Origin of the sequence: Alkalimarinus coralli, from assembly GCF_023650515.1 — a bacterium.
Lineage (GTDB): Bacteria > Pseudomonadota > Gammaproteobacteria > Pseudomonadales > Oleiphilaceae > Alkalimarinus > Alkalimarinus coralli.
The window spans coordinates 3,671,591-3,697,308 of the sequence record NZ_CP096016.1 but is presented as its reverse complement, the minus strand read 5'-3'; the positions used below and the strand labels follow the sequence as shown (position 1 = coordinate 3,697,308).

Sequence of the window (25,718 nt, the reverse complement as noted above, 5' to 3'; positions counted from 1 at the left end):
ACACTTGCTTGTTTTAACCCCAGGCCCTTTTAAATTCAGGCCTTTTTAAACATTGTGGCCCTAACAATAACGGCCTTAAATCTGGTTTAATTTGGGGGCTCTGATTGTGTCTTACTGAGCTTGACCGGCACCTCTTCGACAAATGCCCCGCCCAGTGCGAGGTAGAGATTAATACGGTTTTGCAACCTTTGGTTTCGTACTTCAATTTCAGCGCTTTGGGCATCGAATGACCGCCGTTGAGACTCCAGTACCGTGATGAACTCAAGCAGTCCACTCTGATATTGATCAAAGGCCAGGTTTTCAGCTGCGATTGACTCTTCAACCGCTTTCTTTAAAGCATTTTCCTGTGCTTTCAGCAGTGTCTCATTGATGAGACCGGCCTCTACTTCTTGAAATGCAGATAACAGCGCCTGGTTATAGTTGGCCTCGGCCAGTTTGATATTGGCCACCGCGCGCTCTTCCTCTGCTTTAAGGCGGCCACTGTCAAATAGTGGCGCACTCAGGCCGCTGAAGATAGACCAGATCAAGTAGTCGCTGCTGACTAAATTGTTAAGTTCATCTGAGCGGGTGCCAAGGCTCCCGGTTAAGGTGAGTCGCGGGAAACGGTCTGCGTGTGCCGCTGCAGCCAGGAGGTTGGCGGACTCTAGCTGCTTCTGGCTGGCCATCAAATCGGGTCGCCGTTGTAACAACGCTGATGGTAAGCCGCTGGGGATAGGCGTGCTCAATGGTGTCAATTTTTGGCTGCTGTTAATGAGCCCTTCCGGGTACTCTCCCAGCAGTATTTCAAGGGTGCGTTTGGCGTCCAGCACCGCCGCCTGACGCTTGGCTATACGGGCTCGCTCGCCCGCAACATCGGCTCGTGCCAGATAAACATCCAGCGCATCTCTTAAGCCTAGTTTGAAATCTTCCTCGATGGTGATCAGGTTGTCGCTTAAATTTCGTAATCGTTGTTCAACAAGATTGAGTTGAAGCTGGGCCTCAGTCAGATTAAACCAGCTTCGGGCAACGCTGGCAGATAGTGAAAGCTGTGTTGCCCGCCATTCCGCCTCACTCACTTCAAAGTCGAGAGTAGCGGCTTTGGCCCGATTTGAGAGGCGGCCCCAAAGATCTGCTTCCCAACTGATATCGGCTGTCAGGCTTAGGCTGCTGTTATAGCTCGGATTGACCGTTCCATTCTGCTCTGGATTGGTTCGCTGTCGTTGTGCGCCAAGGTTTCCGTCGATGCTGGGGTTGAGGTCAGCGCCAACAATTCGGGCTTGTGCCAAAGCGGCTTCAACACGGGCTGCAGAGGCTTTTAAGTCATGATTATTGGCCAGGGCTTGCTGTATCAGTTGTTCAAGTTGAGGGTCGTTGAAATCATTGATCCATGCTGCAGGTTTTGCTTGCCCGGCATTGTTCGGCTGTTGCCACTGGTCAGGAATTGAAACGGCAGGGTACTCTTCCTTGGGTACAGCACTACAGCCTGCCAACAAAAGGCCAAAAAGAATACTGATAAAAAGTGAAGGCGAATACTTCATAATTTTAAAAACGTTATGCAAACACACATATAAGCAACTACAAGGTCAGGCACATAAAATAGATAAGCTGCGGGTGACTGGAAAACCTGAGCTTGTGCGCACTGTTAGCAGCGTGACTGCCAACGGCAGAAAAGTTCACCGCTGACCGGGGCTACTATATTACGGCTAACTTTGATTAGCAGTTATTTTTACACATTATTTACGCTCCGGTTTTTAAAATCAGCCTGCCAGTAGGCTTTCAATGACATACAGAAAGAATAGTCCAAGTTCTGCTAATACTCACTGAACTCTCTCACCCCGTTCCGTAGCTAAGGCGCATGTGAGCAATTAATTTCTTAATAAAAAAAACTGTCTGCTAGACTGGTACTATTGAACCTAAACAGAACGTGATGAACCCAAACCAGATTTTCCCTGAATGTAAACAGACCTTCAAAAGAATAATTGATGAAATTAAGAACAAATAATATAAAAAAACTGGCCAGCGAAGAGTATGACGTATTAGTGATTGGCGGCGGCATTAATGGTGCAGTTTCGGCTGCATCGTTGGCGGCGAGGGGGGCTAAAGTTGCCTTGATTGATAAACGCGACTTCGCCGGTTTTACCAGTCAGCAATCGTCTAATCTGGCCTGGGGCGGGATTAAATATATGGAGACCTATGAGTTTGGCTTGGTCAGAAAACTCTGTATGTCTCGCAATAAATTGATGCGCAGTTACCCGTCAACGGTTAAAGAAGTCAGGTTTTTTACCACCATTAAAAAAGGGTTTAGGTATCCTCCTTTATTCCTGTTTATGGGCACCTTGCTGTATTGGTTTATGGGTAACGGCTTTACTCGCCTGCCTCGATACCTGTCTGCAAAAAAAATCAATGAAGAGGAAGCGATCGTCAATACCGAAGGGTGCAGCGGCGGTTTTGAGTACTCTGACGCGTATCTCTATGACAACGATGCACGCTTTGTTTTCAACTTCATCCGCTCAGCGATGAACTATGGCTGTATTGCCGCCAACTATGTTAATTCGTTAGGTGCAACGCGCAGTGACGATGGCTGGGTGACGCGTGTTGAAGATGACATAACTGGCGAGCAGTTCAATATTCGCTCCAAGGTGCTTATTAATGCCTGCGGCCCGTTTGTTGATGAACATAATGAAACCTCAGGCCAGAAAACCGGTCATCGTCATATTTTCTCAAAGGGAATCCACCTTATTGTTGACCGCCTTACGCCGAACCAGCGTGTACTGACGTTTTTTGCCGATGATGGGCGGCTGTTTTTTGTTATACCCATGGGGCCTAAAACCTGCATTGGTACGACCGATACCAAGGTCGATGACCCTGTTACAACGGTCACGGCAGAAGATCGAAAATTTGTGCTTGAGAATATTAATGCACGCCTCAAACTTGATAAACCACTGACTGAACAAGATGTTGTCGCAGAACGCTGTGGTGCCAGGCCGCTAGTGGTGGAGGGGGAAGGAGGTGATGAAACCGATTGGCTGCAGCTTTCAAGAAAACACGCGGTCGATGTTAACTTCAAGGATCAGCATATCAGCATATACGGCGGCAAGTTGACCGACTGCCTGAATGTGGGGGATGAAATCAGTAGTATTGTCGAAAAACTGGGCATTCACTACCCATACCCCGATGCAGTCTGGTATGGCGAGCCTGGCCCTCAGGTTAAAAAAGAGTTTATGCATCAGGCGCGGCTGATGGGGTTAGATGAAATGACCGACCCATCCTCGTCTGAGCTACTAACCCAACGGCTATGGCGTCGTTACGGTGCTCATGCGTTTGATCTGCTGGAATCGATACGTGCCAACCCTGAAGAGGCGGAACTATTGATCGAGAATGCGGAATATCTGCGCTGTGAAATCACCCAGGCGGCCCGCCGGGAGATGGTCACTAAACTGGAAGACTTCCTGCGCCGCCGCTCCAAAATATCGTTAGTGGTCAAACGTGAAGATATTAAAGCGGCACCGGGGTTGAAAGAGGCGTGCAGAATACTGTTTGGCGACGAAGCGGATGCCAAGTGGAACGAGTATTTTGATAATGCCTGAAGTGTATCTGGTTAAATCGGTTTTGAAGAGCAATGGGGGTTAATCGGGTTTAATGGGGCTTAATAGGAACGACTTTAAACTGCGCAGTCGTTGAGTAAAGGTCTCAAGATGTGTGTATTCTCCAGCCCTTTTAGCTTATAATTCAGACGCAGGTTCAGGATGAGCCTCTCTGCTGGGTTGAAAGACCCTCTGCTAGGAAAAAACTCTGGAAAGAAACCCTAGCAATATGCCGTAGAAATAAACCATAGAAATAAACTGACTCAAGGACGAGCCAAATGCCCCCACCGATAGACCTACAAACACCAGTCACCTCTTCGAAGCTCAATTCACGCCATTGGGATGCACGCTTGCAATTTTCTATTGCCGGTGTAAATGACCTGCTTAGGGTGGTGCATTTTAGTGCTCAAGAAGCCATTTCTTCGCTCTATGAGTACCGCATCAATATTGCCTGTGAAAATCCTGCTTTATCATTAAACGATTTAATAGGGCGTCAGGCTTCATTTCAGATCAAAGATGATCATGGGCGTCAGCGAACCATCCATGGCGCTATCTACGCCGTTACTCAAGAAACCGTAGGGCAGCGGTTTGCTTTCTACACATTCAGCCTGGTTCCTCATTTCAAGTGGTTACAGCACCGACGTGGGTTCCGCATTTATCAGAACCTAGATGTGCCTGCCATCGTTCGCCAGATTTTTGAAACCGCTGGGTTAGATAGCCAAAGTTATCGCGTTGACTTGAAAGACCAGTACTCGCAGCGGGAATTCTGCATACAGTATGACGAAAGCGAATGGGACTTTGTTTCCCGGTTGTTGGAAGAAGAGGGCATCCACTTTCATTTTGAGCAAAGTGAGCGACAGCCAGTGATGGTGATTGCAGACCACCCTGCTGCTTTCAGACCCTTGGAACCTCAGCGGAATATTAAGTTTCAGGCTAGCAGTGGCCAGGTGGGTGATGAGTCAACATTGCACTCATTCAGCGCTCGCCATCAGGTCGGGTATGATCAAGTCACATTAAACGACTATAACTACGAAAAGCCCAGGCACTCCCTTATTACATCAGCCCAGCATGGCAGAGCCCCTTCGCTTGAGCAGTATGACTTTCCAGGGCGTTATAAAAACACGGAAGAAGGAGGGCGGTTAAGCCGCATTGGCCTTGCCAGAGCGAAAATAGCGCGTGACATAATGGAGGCAAAAGGCTCGGTAAATTTGATCAACAGTGGTGCTGTATTTTCAATGACGCAGCACCCACGAGATGAACTTAATGATGACTACCTGATCACCGGGTTACGGCTATCAGGCCAGCAACCACAAGTTCTGGAAGAGCAGTCTGGTAGTGGCAGCTACCAGTTCGAATCTGTTGTCTCCTGTATTCCCGCCACGACTGAATATCGCCCACCATTAAACACCGTGCGCCCAACCATTCAGGGCAGCCAGACTGCTGTGGTTTATGGCCCACCGGGGGAGACCATTTATACCGACTCAATGGGACGCATCAAAGTTAACTTCCATTGGGATCGTGAGCAGCAGAACTCATGTTGGTTACGAGTAAGCCAGACATGGGCCGGCAACCAGTGGGGTGCCATGACGTTGCCCCGTGTTGGGCAAGAGGTGCTCGTCCATTTTGTTGAGGGTGACCCGGATCGCCCAATTGTCACGGGTTGTGTCTATCACCGCTTACACAAACCGCCTTATCCACTGCCTACCCATAAAACTCGTACCAGCTTTAAAAGCCAAAGTGTTCCTTCAGGCGGCAGCAATGAACTGCGAATAGAAGACAAAAAAGGGCAAGAACAAATTTTTATACAGGCCCAGAAAGACCTTGATATTAAGGCGTTGGAAAACCACAAAACCCACGTGGGGGCTGACAGCCATTATCTGGTTGAGAGTGATCTATTCGATCATGTCAAAGGTGATATCAACCAACAGGCTGGCAGTGATATAAAAATTAAAAGCGAGGGAGGCCATCATACAACCCTTGGCGGTGACCGGCAGATAAAAGTCGCTGGTGACATTGAACAGCAAGCAGGCAATGAAGTCCATATAAAAGCAGGCGGTCATGTTATATTGGATGCAGGGGTGGAACTGACCATTAAGGCTGGCGGAGCATTTATAAAGCTCAACCCTGCCGGTGTGCAAGTGCAGGGCGCGACCATTAATTTGAATGGGGGCGGTAGCGCGAGCAACGCCAGCACGGCTTCACCAAAAGCCCCTGCTCAGGCAATCGCCGTTGCTCAGGAGCGAACAGGCCAAGCGCTAAAGCAGCCTACAACTAAAGCTCACTATCTTGTTCCGAAAGTTGAGTTAGGTCGTACGCCTGCATCGCCCGACTTTGCCGCCAACGGTAGTACACTGTACAGGCGTGCGGCATCCTCGAATAAGCCAGTTTCAACGCAGGCCGGTGCCAACGGAAACGTTACCGGCGTGGTGTCAAACACCGCTACAGCGACGGAGCAGCCCGAGGGCCATCTAGCCACAGCCAATATAATAGATTCAACTACTGGTGCAGCCCAACCTACAATAAGCTACGAAATGGTCGCCGAAAGCGATATCAACTTTACCAGCACATTAGCCCATGACCAACTGGTTGATTTTGCCAACGATGTAAACGAAGTGTTATTTATTCGTACCTTAATCAACTGTTTCGGCACCGATATTCCGGCCGAGGCTTATCGTAAACTATACAATCAGTTGCGCAGTGGGGCACTCGCCTCCCCGGATATTGTCGTCCACGAAGGTTCTTCTGTCGGCGCAGCCTACAACCGAAATGAGCGTAAAATATTTATCTCCGAACAGTTTATTAAGCAGGCGGTCACTAGTGATAAAGCCAGAGTGCAACTGGTCGCCGCGCTTATCGAGGAGTACGGTCATTATATCGATGAACAGCTCCGCACCCAACTAAGCCATATTGGAGGTGATGCTGAACAGGATGAAGGGGCCAAGTTTGCTTATCAATTGATAAACCTCAGGTTAGATGAGCAGTCCACATTGCTCGTCGGCCAAGTTGCCTCGCCAAGCTATACCGGAGATATGGCTGTGCATTTTGGTGAACTATATAACCAGGCCAAACAAGCGGTTTCAGTACCGCACCAACTGGATGACGATGTGTTTGGCGAATGGGAGTTTTTCGGCGCAGGCATGGGGAATGTGAATGACCCACGCTCGTATGGCCATCAGAAAATTGAACTGGTTCTACAGCAGGTAGATTTTTCAAGGAAAGACCTCAGTAGAGTTTACTTTGGTAACTGGCTTAGGGATTTGTCCCAGATTATTGACCCGCAGATTATTCGCCCCGCCAAAGCGCAAATTCCAATGGTTTACCAACAACGTGCCAAGCAACAGGCGGGGCCGTTGCTGGATTTAATCGGGGCAGGCCTCTCGCGGCAAGCATTAACCAAATTGGTGGCACTATTTGCAGCAAAAGAGTTTGGCGATGAGTACGGTAAAGAGGCCTATACGTTACTCAGCGGCCCTAAAGGGCCTCAGATTCTAGGCGTCTATCGGCCGGAAGAACATATCGACAACCCGTTACCCGCTGGCAAACGGGAAGAGTGGGTAGATGCCAGCACCATTGACCCCGACTTTGCACCACCGCCAACAGAGTTGCAGCTTGCGCTAAACCCGACAACCGGGTTAAAAAACTATATCGGTACTGCTACGAAAGGCCAGTCATTCCCTACCGCAAAAGATTACATGTCCGCGCAATTAACAAAAGCGATGGCAGCAGGTAAAACTGATGAAGGGTTGCGGTATTTTGGCCAGGCACTGCATGTGCTGGAAGATTTTTTCTCCCACTCTAATTTTGTTGAGTTAGCCTTAATAAAAATGGGGTACCCCGTTTACCCCGGCGTCGAAGTAGACAAAAGCATAAAACGAATACCATTGGTGACTGGGCGATTTGGGCGGTATGACGTACTGGCCAGTATTGGACCAAAGTTTGCTGAGTTATTTCCGGTGACTTATGAAGAGTATGAGCAGCAAAACGCCGGTGACAGAAGCCTAACCGAAGGGGCGATACTCATCGTGCTGGAAGATTTAGCAGCAGCGCAGTCACTTAACCCTTCTACGAAAAACGGAAAGAGTCAAATTGCCGGCAGAGATTACGCCTATTGGCTCGACCAATATAAGCACTTTTTAAACCTCAGGGATATTCTTCGTAGCAAGCAGGATAATGTGGTGGCGCAATTTGCCTTAAAAACCATGCACAATATGAGTTATCTGTTCGCGCTTGTCGCTAATTTCTCGATTCACCACCTGCTAAATACCCTGTCACACTCGATTGATGATGTTCAAACACTGGTTGACGCAACCGGCACAAACCCCACGCATAGTCAGCTGGCAAAAGATCATGATCATCACCATTTCCACGAGATTGCTGCTTTGCTGGCAAGAGAGGCTGTTCGAGATATTGGGAGACACATGAAAGGTTTTTGGGATAGAAACCCAACTGCTCGACCGGTAGACAAAGCATCCCTTTACATTGCACACCCGCTGGACTCAAAGTGGTATGAGGATACGCTCGCGTCATGGGCCAGTAATAACCCGCATAAAATACAACGAGGTTATCACGCGTCGAGTATCGGCCATGTGACTGAGAAGGCTAATAATAACCTGGATGAATTATCTGCCTGGATAATCCAGCAGGAACAGGCGTTTAACAAGGCTTATCAAATTATTGAGAAATTAGTGGATGGAGACACTAAATAATGAATATTCGAATAAACCTGTTTGCTTGTTTTACTACACTCATTATTTCCCTCTCGGGCTGCTCTGGCGAACCTCCGTCACCTAAAAAGAGGCTTAACCCTGACCACCAGTTTACCTTCAACGGCTGCGATATTCGCTATAACGACGAGCCACTTATTCTGGGTAAATCAGTCGATGACTGGGTGAAAGTACTGGGGCCTTACGACCGCATGTCACCCACAGCCAGCGATGTCTACGTTTATGATGATATGGGAGTGACACTTTATGCTCACCCCAATACCAGTGCGATTATCTCACTCACGTTAATATTTAATGAGGAAAAGGAGATTCTGCAAGAGATTAGGAATAGTTTGAATGGGAAGAAAAGACAGCGTGAACAGGGAGAGCTTGATCCCAATTCGATTTATTTTAAAGACCTTGATTTTTCAATTGAGTTTGATGAAAACGTGCTGGCATCAAAACCCAAGCAGACCTTTAAACATGGATTTGTCATCGATGATGTGATTTTTGATGAAAACTTTGAGCGCAGCCGAGTGAACCCTGACCGGCTAAAGAAACACTCTGATGCCCCCCGTTTTGGGCGAAGCTATTTGCCAACCATCTTTAGTGCAGGGAAAAGCTGTGATTATGGTGAGTTACTTTATCAATTTCGAACACTCTCGACTGACCTTAAAAGGTTACATAGTTTTGTTGCCGAGATTTAAAGCTTGTTCAATAAAAAATATTTTCAATCAGAGAGTTATGAAAGTAACGGTGTATATTAAGTGAACAAACTACCAAACAAGAGCGCCATCCCATGGCTTGTCTCTCTTTGTATTTCCCTCTCTGGTTGCTATGGCGAGCCTCAGTCGTCTGAAAAGAGACTCAACTCCAACCACCAGTTTACCTTCAACGGCTGCGATATTCGCTATAACGGCAAGCCTCTCATTCTTGGCGACCCCATAGATGACTGGGTAACGGTGCTGGGCCCTTATGACCGCATGTCGTCCACCGCAAACGATGTGTACGTATATGATGATATGGGGGTGACACTTTATGCTCACCCCAATACCAGTGTGATTATCTCACTTACGTTAATACTAAATGAGGAAAAAGAGATGATGCAATGGACCAGAGATCGATTAGTTGCCAAGAAGCGAGATCGGGAACGCAGTGATCTTGACCCCAACTCTACCTACTTTAAGGGCCTTGATTTTTCAATTGAGTTTGATGAAAACGTGCTGGCATCAAAACCCAAGCAGACCTTTAAACAAGGGTTTACTATCGATGATGTGATTTTTGATGAAAACTTTGAACGCAACCGAGTGAACCCTGACCGGCTAAAGAAACACTCTGATGCCCCCCGCTTTGGGCGAAGCTATTTGCCAACCATCTTTAGTGCAGGGAAAAGCTGTGATTATGGTGAGTTACTTTATCAATTTCGAACACTCTCGACCGACCTTAAAAAATTGCATAGGTTTTCGGTTAGTAAAAAAACACTCTAGGCGAGTCTTCCGTCAAACATGAAATTAGAAAAGGCAACCGTCATTGAAACCCCTCTATAGCACTATTCTAAGAGTAGCTACTGCCATTGCCCTCCTATCAGGCTGCTATAGCGAACCTCCGTCACCTAAAAAGAGGCTTAACCCCGACCACCAGTTTACCTTCAACGGCTGCGATATTCGCTATAACGACGAGCCACTTATTCTTGGGGAGTCTGTTGATGACTGGGTGAAAGTGCTGGGGCCTTATGACCGCATGTCACCGACAGCCAGTGATGTCTACGTTTATGATGATATGGGGGTTACGTTATATGCTCACTCCAATACCAGCGCGATTATCTCAGTCACGTTAATATTTAATGAGGAAAAGGAGATAATGCAAGAGATCAGGGATAGCTTGAATGGCAAAAAACAACAACGGAAAGAGGGGGAGCTTGATCCCAATTCGATTTATTTCCAAGACCTTGATTTCTCAATCGAGTTTGATGAGAACGTGCTGGCATCAAAGCCCAAGCTGACCTTTAAACAAGGGTTCGCCATTGATGACGTTATTTTTGATGAAAACTTCGAGCGCAGCCGAGTGAACCCTGACCGGCTAAAGAAACACTCTGATGCCCCCCGCTTTGGGCGAAGCTATTTGCCAACCATCTTTAGTGCAGGGAAAAGCTGTGATTATGGTGAGCTACTTTATCAATTTCGATCACTCTCGACCGACCTTAAAAAATTGCACAGGTTTTCGGTTAGTAAAAAAACACTCTAGGCGAGTCTTCCGTCAAACATGAAATTAGAAAAGGCAATCGTCATTGAAACCCCTCTATAGCACTATTCTAAGAGTAGCTACTGCCATTGCCCTCCTATCAGGCTGCTATAGCGAGCCTCCGTCACCTAAAAAGAGGATTAACCCTGACCACCAGTTTACCTTCAATGGCTGCGATATTCGCTATAACGGTAAGCCACTTATTCTTGGGGAGTCTGTTGAAGACTGGGTGAAAGTACTTGGGCCTTATGACCGCATGTCGCCCGTTGCGAACGATGTTTATGTTTATGATGATATGGGGATTTTTCTGCTTGCTCGTACCAATACTAGCGCGATTACCTCACTAACATTATTATTTAACGAGGATAAAGAGATCGTAGAAGAGATTAGGAATAGCCTGAATAGCAAAAAACGGCAGCGCGAACAAGGAAAACTTGACCCTAACTCGATTTACTTTAAGGGCCTTGATTTTTCAATCGAATTTGATGAAAACGTGCTGGCATCAGACCCCAAGCAGACCTTTAAACAAGGGTTTGCCATCGATGATGTTATTTTTGATGAAAACTTTGAGCGCAGCCGAGTGAACCCTGATCGGCTAAAGAAACACCCCGATGCCCCCCGTTTTGGACGAAGCTATTTACCAACCATCTATAGTGCCAGTGAGAAGTGTGAGTTTGGCAAACTGCTTTATCAATTTCGTACACTTCCAACCGATCTTAAAAAATTACACAGTTTTACCGCTGAGATTTAACGTTTACTCAATAGAAAGGCTTCTCCCAACAATCAATTACCAAAAGTTACGATGAATATTAAATGAACAATCTAACTTACAAGAGCACCACCCCATGGCTTATCGCTCTTTGTATCTCCCTCTCGGGCTGCTCTGGCGAACCTCCGTCACCTAAAAAGATGCTTAACCCTGACCACCAGTTTACCTTCAACGGCTGCGATATTCGCTATAACGACGAGCCACTTATTCTAGGTAAATCAGTCGATGAATGGGTGGAGGTGCTGGGGCCTTATGACCGCATGTCACCGACAGCCAGTGATGTCTACGTTTATGATGATATGGGCATTGTCTTGTATGCCGGCCACAACACCAAAGTGATTAAGTCTCTCACGTTATTATTTAACGAGGAAAAGGAGATAATGCAAGAGATTAGAAACAGCTTGAAAGGCAAAAAAAAGCAACGCGAACAAGGAGATCTTGACCCCAACTCGATTTACTTTAAGGGCCTTGATCTTTCAATCGAGTTTGATGAAAATGTTTTGTCATCAAAACCCAAGCAGACCTTTAAACAAGGGTTTGCCATTGATGATGTTATTTTTGATGAGCACATCAATCGCTATAAACTCAATACTGAACGATTAAAACGGCATCCAAACGCTCCCCGTTTTGCGGAGCGGTATTTACCAAATCTCTATGACTACTCGCTTGATTGCGACAATAGTGCTCGCCTTTTTACTTTAAGAATGCTTTCAACTGACCTAACAAAATTACATAGTTTTTCTGTTGTTTTTTGATCTAGCAGAACAATACATACTGGGGAGTATGAGACTTTATAGGAGAAATAAAATACTCAATCGTGTTATTGCTTTGGTGATGATGCTTCTAGTGCTTCTTTCAGGGTGCTTGTTAGGGCTTTCTGCGCGATGCGTCTTAAAAGAGGATATATATGTTGGGCACTTACTCAGGCAATGATTCCATCACCTTGCGCTCAGATTGCTGAATCAGTGCCTGAAGTTCACCGGAATTCTGCATTTTTTGCATTAGTTTGGAAACGCTGTCAATCAGTGTTGAATGCTTGCGGTGTAGAAAGTGGTAGGCGGGTGCAACTTCCAGCGGAGGAGACAAGTCTACGATGACAGTGTGTAAGTTCATCTTTTTCAGCGCATATAACCCATCCAGTTTGGTAAATAGTGCTACATCAAAACGCTCTAAATAGAGCATTTTAAAAATAGACCGGTGATTGGTGACCATTTCTGTGTTGAGGTGTTTGCTGCGCAGCTCTATCAGTTTAACCCCTTTCAGAATACCGATACTGTATGGAGTTAGAGAATCCCAATTTTCGACGTCTATTTTTTTGTTTTTTTTGGTATACGCCACATACTCAACGTGAGCAACCGGGATAGGAATTTTTATCAAGTTAGGGGTGATATCTGTTAGCAGTGCTGAACGAATTAGTGTTCCGTCAAGTTTGCCATTATTGGCGAGCATTAGCGCTCTGTTGCCAGGGTGCTTATCGACTTGTAAGTTTATATTGAGCTTTTTGTAGACCTCTCTGAGCACCATTTCAGTGACTGTAAGGCGGGGAGCTTCCTGGTCAAACGTGGCCAGTGTGACGGTCGATGTTTCTGCCTGAGCGGAGCCAGTTAGCAGAATCATAACTAAAAAAATTATACGGTTTTGAATCATTAAGCCGAACCATATGGGTCGTTAGAAAAGATACCTGCACATGCTAAGTATAGGTGAAAAAAAGGGGCAAGGGTTCTCTGTCCCCGTCTCTTTGCATATAGGGCTAAGTGTGATAGTTTGCGCACCCTTTTCTTTCTGGTGGTGTGAGCACAAGTCATGTTTGCGGGTTTTGATTATGGCAGTTCCAACTGCGCTATGGGTGTTATCGATGATGGCGATGTTAAACTCTTGCCGCTATGGGGTGGCCAGTGCTTTGCTCCTTCAACGCTCTATGCGGCAGACCGGGGGCTGATTTGCGAGTCTGTTGCCCACAATATTCAGTCTGACAGCATCAGGAATCTCTACCTTCAGCAGCGAAAGGCCGCTATCCAGCATGCGACTCAAATAAGACGAAACCTCAATATTGGTGAGCAGGAGCAGACTCTTTTTGTTGGCGAAGAGGCAATTGAGAATTACATCGACTTTCCGGAAGAAGGGTATTTTGTAAAGTCACCCAAGTCGTTTTTAGGGGTTAGCGGGCTTCGTTCCGAGCAGGTGGCGATATTCGAAGATATAGTTACCGCTATGATGCAGTCGATCAAACGTCAGGCAGAGCGGTCACTTCAACAGCCGATTACCCAAACCGTCATTGGCCGACCAGTCAATTTTCAGGGTAGCGGAGGCGAGCAAAGCAACCGCCAGGCAGTAGACATATTAACCACCGCAGCAGAGCGGGCAGGGTATGAGCAGGTCGAGTTTTTATACGAACCGTTGGCAGCAGGTATCGATTTTGAAACGGGCTTGCAGCACGACCAGATTGTTTTGGTTGTCGATATCGGCGGTGGAACCACCGACTGCTCAGTGGTTCGCATGGGGCCATCGCACCGCGATAAAGCTGACCGGGAGAGTGATTTCTTAGGGCATAGCGGCCAGCGAATTGGCGGTAATGATTTAGATATAAACCTTAGCTACAAGGCATTTATGCCGTTGCTTGGGCTTGATAGCACGCTAAAGAGTGGTTTAGCGATGCCGAGTGAGCCATATTGGAATGCGGTTCGAACTAATGATGTGAATGCCCAGCTTGAGTTTAGCAGTCAGGCAAATGCAGAGTTGTTGCAGCAGCTCTGCCGTGATGCCAGTAATAGCCGTTTGGTACAGCGACTGGTTGACCTCCAGCAGCATAAAACCAATCACCAGTTAGTGCGGTGTGGCGAGCAGAGCAAGATTGCCTTATCTGACTCACTGGAAATCACCACAGATCTGGCATTTATTGAGCGCGGGTTGGCACAATCAGTCTCAAGGGCGCTGTTTGCCGAGGCGATACAAGGGCCGTTAAACAGAATATCCATGCTGATGGGCGAAGCGGTTACGCAGGCTCAGTGTTCTCCCGACCTGGTTTATGTGACTGGTGGCACGGCAAAATCGCCGGTTATTCGAGAGGCGATACAGCAGCAACTCGGTGAGATCCCCATTATGGATGGGGATCATTTTGGTAGCGTCACTGCAGGTTTAACCAAGTGGGCTGAGAAGCTGTTCGGTTAACGGTTAACGATTTATGCCTCACGCTTTTTGACAAAAAACTGTTCGGCTATTTTCTGTAAACTGGTTGCCAAAGTATTAACGCTTTCGCCCACTGTTGAGTTGTTGCTGGTGACGCTGGATAGTTCTTCAGCCAGCTCTGATACGGTGGTTACATTCTGATTAATGTCTTCTGCCACCGCACTCTGCTGCTCGACCGCGGCAGCGATTTGGTGACTCATATCGGTAATACTGCCAATCGAGGCGGTCATTTGGGTGATGCTTTCAGCCGCCTGCTTGGCACAGGCAACGCTATTATCGGTTTGGGATCGAGCAGACTCCATGCTGGCAACGGCTGCGCGGGAGCCTTGTTGAAGTTTCTCAATCATTGAGGTGATCTCTTCGGTAGACTCGTGGGTTCGGTTAGCCAGGGTGCGAACTTCATCGGCCACCACCGCAAACCCTCGCCCCTGTTCGCCTGCGCGGGCGGCTTCTATCGCCGCATTAAGTGCCAACAGGTTGGTCTGCTCCGCAATGGCACGAATAACATCGACGATGGTGTTGATGCCGTCGCTGTCTTTTTCAAGTTGTTCAATGACTTGAGACGATTTATCAATATCGGAGGCCAGTGTCTCTATCGCATCGGCTGTTTTGCGTACCAATTCGTTGCCTTGATCAGCACCTTGTTGGGCGTCGTGAGCCGCAGCGGCGGTCGCGCTGGCATTACTGGCCACCTCCTGAACGGTTGCGCTCATTTCATTAATGGCCGTAGCGACCTGATCGGTTTGCAAATGCATGGTATCGACATGCTGCTTGCTAAGCTCAACCGCGTTAAGCAGCTCGTGGCTTTGGCTGGATAGCTGACGGGAATCATCTGCAATTCGCCCAACTAACCCACCTGTTTCCGCACTGAGCATTTTCATTGCCAGCGCCAGCTGCCCGGCATCGTCAATGCGACCGGTATAGATATGCATGGCAACCGGGTCATCGGTTATGGCTCGGGCCTCTTGCAGCACTTTATTGATCGGTCGCCATAACCACCAAAGCGTTGCCTGGGTGACACCCGCTGACAACAGCAACACTGCTGCGATGGTGCTAATATCTTGGGTCGCTGTCATGGATGACAACGCCATTCCGAAAAGCACTGATGCCCAAAGGGCCAGTGACGTTTTAAACAGTGTCGAGGGCTGCTTGCGGGTGAGCGATTTAGGCACCGTACCTTGTTTCAGTTTTGCATACAGTGCCTCGGCTCTTTTAACCCATTCCCGTTTGGGTTTTACCCTTACAGACTGATATTCTTGTGTTTCACCATTGTCTTGAACCGGTGTTGCGTAGGCATCAACCCAGTAATGATCGCCACTTTTACTGCGGTTTTTCACCAGCCCCATCCATGAATGACCGGCTTTCAGCCGCTTCCATAACATATCGAACGCTAATGGCGGCATATCCGGGTGGCGGATGATGTTGTGCGGTTGCTGAGCCATCTCATCAAGTGAGAACTCCGCAATATCGATAAATTCGGGGTTTGCGTAAGTGATCTGACCTTTCAGGTTAGTGGTAGAGAGCAGGTTGGCGTGGTCATGGTAGTTTTTCTCAATACCGCTGACGGGGCTGTTGATTCTCATGAAGGTCTGGTCTCCATGGAACTCTATCGGAATTCCAAGTGCAATTGTTATAACGTTATAAGTGAAAGTGGTATCTCATATACCCAAATGATCTAATTACCAGAGTAGCCGACATTTCTAATTGTGGTAGATCAAGTTACTCGATAAGTGATCAATATAACGTTTTGTAGCGGGGAGACCCGCCCCTCTTATGAGTGGGCGGTCTTTTTAGCTTTGGCCAAACCAAAATCTTCAAGAATGCTGTAAAAGCAGGGAACCACGAAGAGCACTAACAGTGTGGAGCTGGCAATGCCGAACACAATGCTGGTCGCGAGGGGAATCAGTATCTGGGCCTGCAGGCTGGTTTCAAATAGCAACGGTGTCATGCCTGCGATGGTGGTGAGTGAGGTTAATAGTACGGCTCTGAATCGGTCGTGACTGGCTCTAGCAGCCGCGTTATGAACACTCATACCCTCAGCCACATGCCGTTTGACAAACTCCACCAGTAAGATTGAATCGTTCACCACAATCCCTGCCAGTGATACAAACCCCAGCAGTGAGGGCATGGTGATATCTAACCCCATCAACCAGTGGCCCCACACCACGCCAATAAACGCCAGCGGGATGTTAAGCATCACCACCAGCGGTTCTGCGTATGACCTGAACTGAAAACTGAGCAGTATAAACACGCCTGCTAAACCCAGGATAAAAGCCGTTTTCATTGAACCTTGGGTTTCTGCACCTTCTTTAACTTCGCCCTGAAAACTGATGTGTGTATTTGGGAATTGAGTTTGCAGGTCTGATAGCTTGGATTTTTTTAGATCGGCGATGACTTCTCCGGTGTTGTTTTTTTCACTATCGATATCGCCATAAACCGTTACCGTTCGTTGGTTATCCACCCGATGAATCCGGGAAAAACTGCGAGTCGGTGATATGTCTGCGACGTGAGAGAGTGGAATAATCGCGCCTGATATAGGGTGAATAATTGGGAACGAGTCAAAGTCAGCCAGCTCATCCTTTGACGCGTCATCCAGCATCACGCTGACTTCATAGGTTTCTAACCCCACGCTGGACTCAATAACTTTTGCGCCCTGGTAGGCGGCTCTTAATTGTGAGGCAACGGTCTGGGCGTCGATACCCAATGAGAAAGCGCCGGCTTTTAAGTGTAGTGTGAATTCCGGTTTACCCGGGCGGAGGTCATCCATCAGGTTGTTAACACCGGGGTAACCCGCAAGCCATTGCTGTAATGCGTGTGAGGCTTGGGACAGCTCGTTTAGATCTTCTCCTTGCAACCGAATGAAAATAGCGCGCCCACTTGGGCCAATACTTGGTTCCTTAATGGCGATGCTCCAGGCATCCGGGATACTGCCAGCTTCTGTTCGCCAGTCATCCATAAAGGCATTCAGCGAGAAATCCCGCTCCTCTGCGGTGAGCATATCGATGCTGATGGTAGCCAAGTGTGGCCCCGCTTCAAATGCATCAGCATGAGTATTGAATTTGACGGTGACCGCCTCCACTGCGGGTATGCCTTCCTTGGAGAAACGCTTGTTCGTGACTTCAAGCGCTTCGGTGTAATGGTTTACAACGGTCTCTGTGCGACTCAGTGAGGTACCGGTAGGCATTAGTATGCGAGCTTGAATCACATTGCCCTCAACATTGGGGAAGGGAGAGAACTTTATGACCCCCGATATTAAAAAGCTGACCGAGATAATAAGCACCGCCACGACACTGCCAATAAAGGCATAGCGGTAATTGATTAAAACAGACACCCACTGGTCGATGGTTTTTCGGGCCTGATCAAACCGTTGGTCAAAAGACTCTCTGAACCGGGCTTCCCATCGACTTATTTGAGATGCTTTTTCCTGGCTGGCCAGAGAGTGTTGATGAGCTAAGGAGTGCTGCAAATGATGGGGCAGAATGAAGAATGCCTCCAGTAACGAGACTGAAATTACCGCAATTAGCACGGTGGGGATGACTACCAATACCTGGCCGATATCCCCTTTCAGAAAGAGCAGCCCGGAGAATATACACAGCGTGGTTAAGAATGAAGAGAATACCCCCGGTGCGACGAGTTTTGTGCCGTCTATCGCCGCTTGAACTGGCTTTTTACCATGCCGTATCTGGCTGCCAATGCTTTCGCTGATCACGATGGCGTCATCCATCAAGATACCGAGCGCTAGCAGCAGGGCAACCATCGACAGCATGTTAATACTCACGCCGATATTGCCGAGCAAAAACGCACCAGCAAGGAACGAAACAGGCAGCCCCATGACCACCCAAAACGCGTAGCGGGTGCCAAAAAATACCCACATCACGGCAAACACCAGAATCAACCCTTGCCAGGCATTGGTCGAGAGCATTTCAATTCGGTCATTGATGATGCTGGTGAAATCCTGAGTGAGATGAAACTCTACCTGTTCGGGGAGGCGCTTCTCTTGCTCTGCAATAAACTGTTCGACCGAAGCCAGTATTTTAAGGCTGTCATCGCGGGTGTTTTTGCTGACTTTTAAAAATGCGGCAGGTTTACCGTTAAATGTAACTTTGTCCTCCGGGTTGTCAAACCCATCGGTAATGGTCGCAATATCCGCCAGTCGAACCTCGTTGCGTTGCCCGCCCTCAATGACCATCAACTGCTTGAGCTCTTCAATGGAGCGTTTTTCGTCACTGAATCGAATCTGGTAGTCCCGGTCTTGGGTGGTGATATCCCCTGCGGGGAGGTCGATGTTCTGCTTGGTCACCAGGTTGGCGATATCTTGCAGGCTGAGGCCATATTGTCGCAGGTTATGCTGTGAGACTTGGATCTTAAACTGCCGAGTCGAGAAGCCTTCTATGTCGACCAGCGGCACAATAGTCTCTCTCAACATGCGTTGTTTGATATCTTCAGCCAGGTTCTTGAGCTCAGGGCGAGGCATTTCCGCGACAATGGCCACGGTAATAACATCCTGCGTTTTACCAAGCTCCGTCACAACGGCGGTTTCTGCCTTATCTGGAAAATTATCAATGCCATCAACGGCGCTTTTAATGTCATCCTGAAACTGGCTGAAATTGCCCTCTTCAAGCATTTTAACGGTCATCAAACCGACCGAATCCCGCGCTTGGCAGCGTTTCTCTTCAGTGAAACTGATGCCATCGAGCGCATCTTCAAGCGGCTTACAAATCGCTTGCTCTACATCGGTGGGTGAGGCTCCGGGGTAGGGGACTTTGACTTCCACTTCGAAGGAGTTCACTTCAGGGAATGTCTCGCGCTTTATCTCTGGCAGGGTCAGAAAACCGGCAAGAATAAACAACCCCATAATGAGGTTTGAAGCCGTTGGATGGACGGTAAAAAAGCGGATCATTGGTGGGCCTCCAGCCACTCAACTATTTGCTGTTGTTTAGCGTTGTCTGGTGTTGCCTGAAGCTTCATGCCTGCAACGGCGGGGAATACGTCCGACGTGATGACCTGCTCTCCCGAAGTGAGTCCGCGCTCGATCAGCAGCATATTTCCCTGGGCTTCAGCGGTTATATCAACCCGTTTCAGTCGGCTGTCTTCATCGACCAGAAACAGCTGTTTTTCATGTAATGCATCCCTGGGCACTACAAAATACTCTTTAGGGTTTCCTTGCAGTATCACCTCTGTATACATCCCTTGCATCAGCGGCGGTTTGATACCGGGCTTGATGTTGCTGTAGGGTCTATCAACACTGACGATGACCCCCAGCGTACGAGAGGCTGGGTCGAGGTTACCGCTAATTCGCTCCACCTTGGCATCCCACAGGGTGAGTTTGTCACCTGCTAGTTTAACCTTTGCAGACAACCCTAAACGTGAAAAGAGTTCATCGGTATTGCCGTTCTTAAAGGCATCTTCCAGAATTGTCTGGTTGTGGTTGAAGCCTTTTGCCAATATGCGAAACTGCTCCAGAGGGAACTGGGCATTAATCAGCACCTTGTTAATGGTTTGCGCTGAAAAAAGTGAAGCCCCCTGGCTGACAAACTGGTTCTCTTCCACCGACATCGATGTGATTCGGGCGTTAAAAGGAAGCTTAATCACTGCCCGCTCCAAGTTACGCTGCTGGGTCTCAACAGAGGCTTGAGAGATGACAATTTTGGCTTCTTGAACTTCAAGTTGAGCGGGAAGTGTTTCGAGTTGATTGGTAAGGCTTTGAACTTCTTGTTTAAGCTGCAGCACAATGGTCTGTTGAGCGCCCATTGCGGTTTGCGATATAGAGCCTTTTTTCAGTAGTTTTTCATTACGATCCAGGTCTTTAGTGGCGATGGCCAGTTTGTTTTTGGCCAGCTTAAGATCGGTTTGAGTATCTTTAAGGTTAAGCTTCATCTCCTTAAGGTTGGCTTTGCTGACAGCTAAATCCGCCTCTGCCTGTTTGAGCGCCAAACGGTAGTCGTTATCATCAATACGAATGACGACGGTATCTTTTGGCAGAATATTACCCATTCTCAGTTGGGGGTGCACATAAACTACTTTGCCAGAAATCTCAGACTTTGCATCCAACAGAATATCGGGTTCAACTTCACCAAACCCTGTAATCGCAGGTTTCACCCGGTGTTGTTCCACATTGATTACGGTAACGTTTGCGGCTTCTCTGCTTTCAGGCTGATGCTGCATAGCTGGTCGAGATTTAACGATGATCACGGCTGCGAAGATGCCGATAGCAGCAATGATCAAAAAAATATATCGTCGGCGTAAGAGCTTGGCAGACATATGTGGTGTCCTGTACGTAACTAAATGATTAAATAATTAATTTGCTGTGATAGGGTGAGTTTGACAGCCCATCATAAAAAGCCCGTATATGTGTTCTACCCATGCCTCACTGGCAACGTCCTGATGGCTTATCTGCCATGCTTTGTCTCTAACAGGGGCTCCTATAAACGGCATTACAATCATCGTCATAAGCGAAAATGCAGCCCACTTCGGATCAAGGTCTGGCCTGATGAGCCCTTCTTTTTGTTGTGACGTTATAAGCGCAGGTAAAAATACAGCGACTCGTTTCGGCATCATATCGATGAATTTCTCCCCCAGCGGGCCTTGCTGAGACATAATTTCGTCTGCGATAAAACGGGACAGCGCAGGGTTGTCTGAAAAGTGGGTGACAGCCGTTTTGATAAACGCCTTAAGGGGGTTCGGGCTGTTCATGACATCGCCCATTCGTTTGAAGTTTACGGTGGCGTAACGTTCGATCAGTGCGGTGAAAAGGCCTTCTTTATTGTTGAAGTAGTAGCTGATCATCGCTGACTTCATGCCCGCCAACTCGGCAATTTCACGGATGGTAATGGTGCGGTAGCTTTTTTGGTCAAGCAGCTGGTAGGCCGCGTCCATTAGCCGTTCTTTGCGTTGCTGCTGGACTTCCGGGTCAGAAGGCCTGCCTCGTTTACTCTCTTTGGTCATGGCAATGGTGATTTATATATTTAATTGATCAATTGATTAAATATATATTAACGGAACTCAAACAGATAGCAAGAAAGGGTTTGTAAAGCGAGTGTAAAGCTTGGGAAAGGGGAGCGAATTGAACTACATTACTGAGTGTTGACCAAAATCCGCGCTATGCCCCGTCCTTTAGTGCAGGGAAGGATAGCGGAAACCGCGAAGCGGTTTAATGGGGGCTGTTTTGTTGCTCGATGTATTGCCTAACCACACTGATAGGTGCACCACCGACACTTCCCGCAAAGTAGCTGGGACTCCAAAGAGCATTTTTCATGTAGGCTGATTTTATTAGCTCGGGGTGATGCAATTTCAATTTCCTACTGGATACCCCCTTCAAGCTATTAACCAATTTTGATAAGCAGACTTTGGGCGGGAAGTTCACTAACAAGTGAACATGGTCTCCTTCACCATTGAACTCTGCCAGCTCAACATCGAACTCTTTGCATACGACTAAAAACAGTTCATGCAGCGTTTCTAAATGAGCGGAATTAAAGACAACATGCCGATACTTGGTCACGAAGACCAAGTGTGCATGGAGCATAAAAACACAGTTTCTACCTGTTCGATAAGGCTTGTTTTCTTTCATAGACCAATTATACTCAACTCTATGAAAAAGACAAAGACACTCCGAGTTCGTGTAAGAGATAACCACGCATACTTGCTAGGCCAAATGGCTCGGCAAGTTAACTATGTGTGGAATTTTCTCAACGAACTAAGCCTCCGCTCGGTCAAAGAGCGTGGTGTCTTTATGTCAGCCTATGACTTGCAGAAGTACACCGATGGCGCTGGCAAGCTGTTAGGCTTGCACAGCCACACGGTTCAAGAGATTGGCAAAGAATACGTTACCCGTCGTAAGCAATTCAAAAAGGCCAAGCTGAACTGGCGCAAGTCTGGTGGTGTTCGCCGCTCACTCGGCTGGATACCGATCAAGACGGGCGCGTCTAAATGGAAAAACGGCCAAGTATTCCACAACGGCCACCACTTCAAGATTTGGGACAGCTACGACCTGTCGAAATACAAGTTCCGTTCGGCCAGTTTCAGCGAAGACGCTCGTGGACGCTGGTACTTCAATGTCGTAGTCGATGTTGAAGCGGAGCAATCAACAGGCACACAAGCTGTTGGTATCGACTTGGGCTGTAAAGAAGCGGCTACGTCTTCCCACGGCGACAAGCTGCTTGGTCGTAACTATCGCACCCTTGAAGCGAAGCTGGGTCTAGCTCAACGCGCTCGTAACAAAAAGCGGGTGAAGGCGATCCACGCCAAAATAGTAAACCGCCGTAAAGATGGTATTCATAAGTACACCTCGAAACTTGTACAAGAGAATGCAGCCGTCTTTGTCGGGAATGTATCAAGTAAGGGTCTCGCTAAGACAAAATTAGCCAAGTCAGTGCTAGATGCTGGCTGGGGCATGATGAAAACAATACTGGAATACAAGTGCGATCACGCAGGTATTGTTTTTGATGAAGTTAACGAGGCATATACAACCCAAGCCTGTTCGTGCTGCGCGGTCATACCCGACAGCAGTCCGAAAGGTAGGACAGGACTTGGAATAAGAGAATGGACTTGTAGTGCTTGTAACACTACGCATGATCGAGATATTAATGCAGCCAAGAACATTCTTGCGGTGGGGCTACACCGTCTTGCGGAAGGAAAGGTAGCGACTACTCCGTAGTCGCCCTAGTCTTAGGGCTGTAATGGCTCTAAGAATCCCCCTCGTTTACGGAGGGGAGAAGTCAACTGTCTATTGGTTTAGGGTTCAGAATAGGCGTTTGATTGGCAGTGGATGGTTTTATGTTTACGGTAACTCAACTTGCCCGGACGAGTAACATCTCCCGGCAACGGTTCTTTATTATGAGCGCGAAGGTTTGTTAATGCCCGCCTATCGCTCAGATAACGGCTATCGCTGGTATGGCAGTGACGAAGTGGAAAGGTTGGCTTTAATTGTGTCATATCGCTCGTATGGGATACCGGTAGCGAGCATTGCCACCCTGCTGGATCATCAAAAGGGGGCGTCCCAACCCCAGCTGTTGAGAGATCACTTCAAACAGTTGGAGCAGGAGATAACCCAGCTTAGAAAGCAGCAACAGGCCATTGTTGCCTTGCTGCAAGAACCGCAACTACTGGAGGAAAACAGGGTGACCAAAGAACGATGGGTAGAGATAATGAAAGCGTCGGGGTTTGATGAAGATGCGATGCGCAGATGGCATCAGAAATTTGAAGAGATGGAGCCCGATGAGCACCAAAAATTTCTTGAGTCATTAGGCATTGATGCAGACGAAATCAAACGAATACGGCTGTTGTAAATCGACGGCTGGTGTAAACTCAAGCCCTGCTATAGCGATAGTTAGGGCTTGAGAGAGTCATGCACCCTATGTTTCTGTCGCAGGGCACTTGGCTTGCCATTAAAAAGGAGAGTAATGCATGAGTAACCACGAAAAAATTAACTACGTTGAGTTTCCGTCCAAAGATTTAGCAGCAACAAAACAGTTTTTTTCTACGGTATTTAACTGGTCTTTCACTGACTATGGGCCGGAATACACCGCATTTTCCAACGCGGGTTTAGAAGGTGGTTTTTTTAAATCTGATCAGGTGTTATCAACCAATACCGGAAGCGCGTTAATCGTTCTCTTTAGTGACCAGCTTGAGGAAACCGGCAACAAAATTGAGCGCTGTGGTGGCAAAATTATAAAGCCCATTTTTTCCTTTCCGGGAGGTAGACGTTTCCATTTCTGTGATCCGAATGGCAATGAATACGCGGTCTGGTCAGATAAATAGCTATTGTATCGGGCAGGGCTTTCAACGCCCTTCCGGTAGTTGAGCAAATTTTTCTCTGAGAATATCCCGCAACAGCAGTGCTGCGGGCGTAATCTGTTTGCGCGTAGGGCTTATAAGATTCACGTCAACTGAGAGTTATTACTATTTCCATCGATTCCTTTTAGCTTTCAAATTAATCGCGGCTAAAAGCCGCTCCCACAAAAAGAGCGACCGATTGGCCGCTCTTTTTGTTTGATGTGGTTCGTAACCCTTAACTTACACGATATGATCGGTTGAGAAGTAGTTAGTCTTGCTCCACTTACGGCTGTGGTGCTTGCGAATCTTGGAGCGAAGCTTTCCGTTCTTATACACATATCCTAAAAAGGTCGTACCGCGGAATTTGTACTGGGTTGACCAGCCTGTCCAGTAGCTGTAACCACCTGCGATGGTTTTCAGGGCTTTGCTGTCCAGTTCGTTGCTTGTTGCCAGGTCTGCAATGTTCAGGTTTGTCGTGTTAAGGGCTAAAGTTGTCATAATAGTATCCTCTGAATAAATCTTTTTACGTGTTTTGAGTTTAAGTAGTAGAACCTCTGTGTTGCTTGGTTGGTTCGTACTTAAGGTATTGCAGAGGGCGTGCCAGAAACAAAATAATGTAAATAAACAATTTATAAGTTTTTGATATTTAGTTGTTTTTAACGGTTTTTTATTTTAGTGCCAGAATTTTTAGTGCTCACTGATGGCTTAATTTGTTAGTTATTGGCTAACTAGATGGTCAGTTTGTTTGTTAATAAATAACTTTTTAGTCGGATGAGTGGCTTTGTTTTCGACCTTGTTAACAGAATCAACTATGCTCAAAGCGTCCTTATAACAACCTGTTTATACTTTCTTCGCTAAATGGAGTTTCCGTTGCTAACCGTGCTCATCAATAACTACCTCAAGCTGCTTTTTATTATGACGCCGTTTTTCGTGCTCTCGTCATTCATTACCATGACTAGCCATATGAGTGAGCGGGAGAAGAAAAGCACTTCATTAAAAGTCACTGTAGCGGTGTTAGTCAGTTGTTTATCGATGTTCTTTTTTGGCAAATATATCTTTGAGCTTTTTGGTATTACGTTGGATGCATTTAGGATCGGCGCAGGTTCTATTTTGTTTCTCAGTGCGGTTTCTCTGGTGAACGGGAGCCGAAAGGTTAGTTCGAATGATTATGAAAATGACATTGCCGTGGTGCCTCTGGCCATACCCATTACGGTTGGGCCAGGGGTTATTGGTGTCTTGATGGTGATGGGGGCGGAGCCTCGTAATGCCTTGCAATTATTGGAGTTTTTAGTGGCCTTGGTGGGGGCCGCTCTGACCATTGGTGTTCTCTTGTTGTCGTCTGGCTGGCTGCAGAAGTTTATCAGCCAGCAGTCGCTCTCGGTGATGCAGAAAATTACAGGGTTATTCGTCTCAGCCATCGCCGCGCAAATCATTTTTACCGGCGCTAAAGGTTTTTTTGCAGGCGGCTAGTCCCTTGGTAACGCA

Annotated in this window: 20 protein-coding genes; 12 read left to right on the top strand and 8 right to left on the bottom strand. The window is 47.4% G+C overall.

Annotation, left to right across the window (positions count from 1 at the left end):
- Positions 1-86: 86 nt before the first annotated feature.
- A complete protein-coding gene (locus MY523_RS16530; RefSeq protein ID WP_250655783.1) occupies positions 87-1,517 on the bottom strand; it encodes an efflux transporter outer membrane subunit in 1,431 nt (476 codons plus the stop codon).
- A 441-nt stretch (positions 1,518-1,958) separates the two neighbouring features.
- Here MY523_RS16530 and MY523_RS16525 point away from each other — a divergent pair, with 441 nt between their 5' ends.
- The 7 genes from MY523_RS16525 (at position 1,959) to MY523_RS16495 (ending at position 12,031) form a co-directional block, all read left to right on the top strand.
- Positions 1,959-3,566 (top strand): glycerol-3-phosphate dehydrogenase/oxidase, encoded by a 1,608-nt coding sequence (locus tag MY523_RS16525; RefSeq protein ID WP_250655782.1) that lies wholly within the window; start codon positions 1,959-1,961, stop codon positions 3,564-3,566.
- 275 nt (positions 3,567-3,841) lie between these two features.
- A complete protein-coding gene (tssI, locus tag MY523_RS16520) occupies positions 3,842-8,269 on the top strand; it encodes a type VI secretion system tip protein TssI/VgrG (protein ID WP_250655781.1) in 4,428 nt (1,475 codons plus the stop codon).
- Positions 8,269-8,973: a DUF7738 domain-containing protein gene (locus MY523_RS16515; protein WP_250655780.1), complete on the top strand. Its 705-nt coding sequence runs from the start codon at positions 8,269-8,271 to the stop codon at positions 8,971-8,973. The genes tssI and MY523_RS16515 overlap by 1 nt, the downstream gene beginning before the upstream one ends.
- A gap of 60 nt (positions 8,974-9,033) precedes the next feature.
- Entirely contained in the window at positions 9,034-9,753 is a 720-nt protein-coding gene (locus tag MY523_RS16510; protein ID WP_250655779.1) for a DUF7738 domain-containing protein, read from the top strand.
- A gap of 43 nt (positions 9,754-9,796) precedes the next feature.
- Complete coding sequence (locus MY523_RS16505) at positions 9,797-10,510, top strand: DUF7738 domain-containing protein (RefSeq protein WP_250655778.1); 714 nt, start codon at positions 9,797-9,799, stop codon at positions 10,508-10,510.
- Positions 10,511-10,553: 43 nt separating this feature from the next.
- Positions 10,554-11,258: a DUF7738 domain-containing protein gene (locus tag MY523_RS16500; RefSeq protein ID WP_250655777.1), complete on the top strand. Its 705-nt coding sequence runs from the start codon at positions 10,554-10,556 to the stop codon at positions 11,256-11,258.
- 62 nt (positions 11,259-11,320) lie between these two features.
- Positions 11,321-12,031: a DUF7738 domain-containing protein gene (locus tag MY523_RS16495; RefSeq protein ID WP_250655776.1), complete on the top strand. Its 711-nt coding sequence runs from the start codon at positions 11,321-11,323 to the stop codon at positions 12,029-12,031.
- A gap of 163 nt (positions 12,032-12,194) precedes the next feature.
- Here MY523_RS16495 and MY523_RS16490 read toward each other — a convergent pair whose 3' ends face one another.
- Positions 12,195-12,923: a substrate-binding periplasmic protein gene (locus MY523_RS16490; RefSeq protein WP_250655775.1), complete on the bottom strand. Its 729-nt coding sequence runs from the start codon at positions 12,921-12,923 to the stop codon at positions 12,195-12,197.
- Between the two features lie 156 nt (positions 12,924-13,079).
- Here MY523_RS16490 and yegD point away from each other — a divergent pair, with 156 nt between their 5' ends.
- A complete protein-coding gene (gene yegD, locus MY523_RS16485) occupies positions 13,080-14,444 on the top strand; it encodes a molecular chaperone (protein WP_250655774.1) in 1,365 nt (454 codons plus the stop codon).
- Positions 14,445-14,455: 11 nt separating this feature from the next.
- Here yegD and MY523_RS16480 read toward each other — a convergent pair whose 3' ends face one another.
- The 5 genes from MY523_RS16480 to tnpA form a co-directional block, all read right to left on the bottom strand.
- The gene (locus MY523_RS16480; RefSeq protein ID WP_250655773.1) at positions 14,456-16,045 is read right to left on the bottom strand and encodes a methyl-accepting chemotaxis protein; all 1,590 of its coding nucleotides are present in this window, start codon (positions 16,043-16,045) and stop codon (positions 14,456-14,458) included.
- A 188-nt stretch (positions 16,046-16,233) separates the two neighbouring features.
- Positions 16,234-19,362, bottom strand: coding sequence for an efflux RND transporter permease subunit (locus MY523_RS16475; RefSeq protein ID WP_250655772.1), 3,129 nt, complete (start codon positions 19,360-19,362; stop codon positions 16,234-16,236).
- Positions 19,359-20,723 (bottom strand): efflux RND transporter periplasmic adaptor subunit, encoded by a 1,365-nt coding sequence (locus MY523_RS16470; RefSeq protein WP_250655771.1) that lies wholly within the window; start codon positions 20,721-20,723, stop codon positions 19,359-19,361. The genes MY523_RS16475 and MY523_RS16470 overlap by 4 nt, the downstream gene beginning before the upstream one ends.
- A gap of 36 nt (positions 20,724-20,759) precedes the next feature.
- Positions 20,760-21,407, bottom strand: a complete 648-nt coding sequence (locus MY523_RS16465) for a TetR/AcrR family transcriptional regulator (RefSeq protein WP_250655770.1) — start codon at positions 21,405-21,407, stop codon at positions 20,760-20,762.
- Positions 21,408-21,612: 205 nt separating this feature from the next.
- Complete coding sequence (gene tnpA / locus MY523_RS16460; protein ID WP_250655769.1) at positions 21,613-22,029, bottom strand: IS200/IS605 family transposase; 417 nt, start codon at positions 22,027-22,029, stop codon at positions 21,613-21,615.
- Between the two features lie 21 nt (positions 22,030-22,050).
- Between tnpA and MY523_RS16455 the strand changes: the two genes are divergently transcribed.
- The 3 genes from MY523_RS16455 to MY523_RS16445 all read left to right on the top strand — a co-directional run bounded on the left by MY523_RS16455 (position 22,051) and on the right by MY523_RS16445 (position 24,218).
- A complete protein-coding gene (locus MY523_RS16455) occupies positions 22,051-23,115 on the top strand; it encodes an RNA-guided endonuclease InsQ/TnpB family protein (protein WP_250655741.1) in 1,065 nt (354 codons plus the stop codon).
- Positions 23,116-23,314: 199 nt separating this feature from the next.
- Positions 23,315-23,746 carry a MerR family DNA-binding protein gene (locus tag MY523_RS16450; RefSeq protein ID WP_250655768.1) on the top strand — a complete coding sequence of 144 codons (432 nt, stop codon included), beginning with the start codon at positions 23,315-23,317 and terminating at the stop codon, positions 23,744-23,746.
- 118 nt (positions 23,747-23,864) lie between these two features.
- Entirely contained in the window at positions 23,865-24,218 is a 354-nt protein-coding gene (locus tag MY523_RS16445; protein ID WP_250655767.1) for a VOC family protein, read from the top strand.
- A gap of 255 nt (positions 24,219-24,473) precedes the next feature.
- Here the strand turns inward: MY523_RS16445 and MY523_RS16440 are convergent, their stop codons facing one another.
- A complete protein-coding gene (locus tag MY523_RS16440; RefSeq protein WP_250655766.1) occupies positions 24,474-24,731 on the bottom strand; it encodes a hypothetical protein in 258 nt (85 codons plus the stop codon).
- Positions 24,732-25,112: 381 nt separating this feature from the next.
- Here MY523_RS16440 and MY523_RS16435 point away from each other — a divergent pair, with 381 nt between their 5' ends.
- Positions 25,113-25,703 carry a MarC family protein gene (locus MY523_RS16435; RefSeq protein WP_250658838.1) on the top strand — a complete coding sequence of 197 codons (591 nt, stop codon included), beginning with the start codon at positions 25,113-25,115 and terminating at the stop codon, positions 25,701-25,703.
- Positions 25,704-25,718 lie beyond the last annotated feature (15 nt).